The organism is Microcystis sp. LE19-8.1F, assembly GCF_027531715.1.
Lineage (GTDB): Bacteria > Cyanobacteriota > Cyanobacteriia > Cyanobacteriales > Microcystaceae > Microcystis > Microcystis wesenbergii_A.
Map to the genome: position 1 here is coordinate 1 of NZ_JAPZSO010000242.1, position 3,021 is coordinate 3,021.

General features: G+C 39.8%; 3 protein-coding genes. 2 read left to right on the forward strand and 1 reads right to left on the reverse strand.

Annotation, left to right across the window (positions count from 1 at the left end):
* The first annotated feature begins 179 nt into the window (after positions 1-179).
* Together O9334_RS21760 and O9334_RS21765 are read left to right on the forward strand one after the other, a co-directional pair.
* Positions 180-1,211: a PEP-CTERM sorting domain-containing protein gene (locus O9334_RS21760; RefSeq protein WP_288002494.1), complete on the forward strand. Its 1,032-nt coding sequence runs from the start codon at positions 180-182 to the stop codon at positions 1,209-1,211.
* 215 nt (positions 1,212-1,426) lie between these two features.
* Positions 1,427-1,879 (forward strand): DUF29 domain-containing protein, encoded by a 453-nt coding sequence (locus O9334_RS21765; protein WP_190381777.1) that lies wholly within the window; start codon positions 1,427-1,429, stop codon positions 1,877-1,879.
* 380 nt (positions 1,880-2,259) lie between these two features.
* Here O9334_RS21765 and O9334_RS21770 read toward each other — a convergent pair.
* The coding region (locus O9334_RS21770) for a hypothetical protein (RefSeq protein ID WP_288002497.1) at positions 2,260-3,021 on the reverse strand (762 nt) is incomplete at its 5' end.

Below are 3,021 nucleotides of genomic sequence, written 5' to 3' on the forward strand. Positions count from 1 at the left end.
AACTTTAAACTCTAAGACAAACATTTTACGCAGGGGGGACTTAGACAAAATCAGTATAGCACAATAAAAGTTAAGTTAACAAGATATAGTTTAAAAAGCCGTCCTAAAAGGACGGGGCTTTAACCCAAAATTTCGGTAAAAGTGGTGACGAGGCATTCCGTTGGACACAAGGGACAGGTATGGTAGGACTAGGGTACTTACCGGGGGTTAATGGTTTCCTTGGCTTTAGCGAGGCTAATGGAGTATCAGCCGATGGGTCTGTTGTTGTTGGTTACAGCAATGGTGGTAATGGTTTTAATGGTAATCTTATTGAGGCATTCCGTTGGACACAAGCAGGGGGAATGGTCGGACTAGGGGTACTATCTGGAGGTATAGCTAGCTATGCTAATGGAGTATCAGCCGATGGGTCTGTCGTGGTTGGTTACAGCAGGACAGGCCCTTTTACCGGCGCAGAGGCATTTATCTGGAATAGCACCCAAGGGATGCGGAGCTTACAACAGGTTTTAACTAATGATTATGGTTTAGATTTAACCGGTTGGTTTTTGAACGAAGCTAACGCAATTTCTGCTGATGGGTTAACAGTTGTGGGTTTTGGGACTAACCCTGATGGTCTGACTGAAGCTTGGATTGCTCGTTTAGATGGAAAACCAGTTCCTCCAGGAACAACTCCTACCAATCCGCTTCTCCCTACTCCAAATCCAAGCAACCCCGGCGGCTTTACCTTTCCTGGTGTTCCCGTCGGTGATAATGGATTCGGTACAACTAACCCCATCTTTTTCGATCCCATTGTGTCGGTAGGATATGATTATTCAGTGACAGGCGGCCCCTTATTCGCCTCTGTTTTAATCCCTAATGCTCTCCCCCAAGGCGACAGTAACTTTACCTTAGAATTACCCGGATTTGGCAATTATTCTCTAGTTGCGGGAACGACTTTCAACTTGTTGGGTGTTAATCCCCTTGGCTTTAGTGATTTTCGCATCAGTGATATCGATCCTGCGGAAATGCTCGATCCAACTAATCCTACTGCTTTTGTGACGGGGTTAACATTTACTGCTGCTGGAACAGTAACAGTCACCCAAAACCCCATTATTCAAAATACTGGTGGCGTTAGTGTTCCTGAACCGTCCAATTTATTGGGTTTAGGATTACTCGGATTCGGTGCTTTCTTGACGGGAAAATTAAATAAGAAGCAAGCCAAAAAAGACTCTTAATAGCAATTATCGTTAATCCTGTTGCTTATACAACATGATGGCGATTTCCAGCTTCAATCATCAACCTAACTTTGATGGTAAAGTCCATAAATTCCCTATTTTTGGCATTTTAATCAGTTAGCGTCTAAATCATTAGATAAAAGGCATCCTCGAAAGGGGGTGCTTTTTTGTTGGTGTATAATGGCAATATATTCTGAAAAATTGAGGAATAACCGATGATTCATGCCGGACAAAGTTTATCATCTATCTATGAAGAAGATTATCAGCAATGGCTAGATGAGACAGTTTTATTGTTAAAAAATCGTCAAGTTGATAGTTTAGATTATGAGCATTTGATTGAGGAGTTAGAAGCTTTGGGAAGGGAACAAAAAAATGCCGTTGAGAGTTTAGTAATTCAAATCATACAACATCTTTTATTCTATCAGTATTGGTCAAGCGAACGAGAATATAACGAGCGACATTGGCGAGGTGAATTAATTGGTTTTCGGACTCAATTAGAATTAAGATTAACGACCAATCTCAGAAACCATTTATCTAATCGTCTCGATTATCTTTATGGTAAAGCCAGAAAAATGGCAGAGGTGAAAACGGATTTAAAATTCCCCTCGGCAAGTCCTTATACTTTAGCTGATATTTTAGACGAAGATTGGCTTCCTGAAATTAGGTAAAGAATTATTCAGAGAATTTTAGCTAGGATGGAAACTAGTTTTTTAAGATAATTATTAATTTAAAATCTTCACTTTTTGGATGCTTAGATTCTTGAGCCTATTCTAATTCATCTGTAGAGATTTAAGAGAATATAATCACCACAAAATCAACACCATTGCTTGGTAAATAATCGCATTTTATCACAATTTCTGCTAATTCGTTGACTCCCTATTTTCCTTGAAAAGCCTCTAAAGTAGCTTGTCCTAAAGCTAAATCATAAGCGTCTTTTCAGGTCTATCGCAATTCTTCATCTGTTAAATAATATCCTCCCGTTTTCCGCCGTTTATTGCTTCTTTGAAGCTGTTTAAGCTAAGACGTATTTTAACCCAGCTTAATTAATTTATTCAGAGATGAATCGTCTGATTAAATCTTCCCGTGAAGACTCTAACAAAAGGCGACTAGACTCCATCGGTGATAACTTGAGCAACTCATCAACAACTTTTATTAAAGACTCATCCAATTCTCCAAACCTCACTTGCATTAAATTTTCAATAATTTGTCGTTGTCCTTGTTGAAGTCCTTCCCGTTTAGTCGCCTCTTTCCACTCTAAATAAGATTGAGATAAAGCCATAAATACCTCCCTATCTTCTGATTCTAAAAGATTGTTAATTTCAACACTCACACGCCAACTGATCAATAATTCCATGACATTTTGACGGAAGGAATCGCCAGAGGGCAACTCAAGCAACTCTCTCACCGCTTGGCTTTGGGTTTTCCCCCGTCCCAACAATCTTAACAGTAAAGTGTCTGGGGTAATAGGTAACTGATTAATCGCTATAATTGCCGTTCGGTGAGAGGGAGATAAAAAGTAAATCCCTTCTGTCCAGTTTTCTAGTTCTAATTTAGCATCAAAACTCTCTAGGATGTGCAAACTAATAGAGGTAGCCAAAATCCACAATTTAGGTAAGTCATCCTCGTTTAACTCAGTTTTTTCCCGTTTCCCTTTCCGTTGAAGTTCAGCGAAAATCGAAAACAGTTTTAAGATACAGTTGCGAATTTCCGTTCGACTGGGAGCATTGCGAAAAGGCTCAAGCAAAGTGCTTGTTGTCACCATTTGCCCTAAAAGACCCAAAGATTGAGCATTTCCCCGTGTATTAGGGTG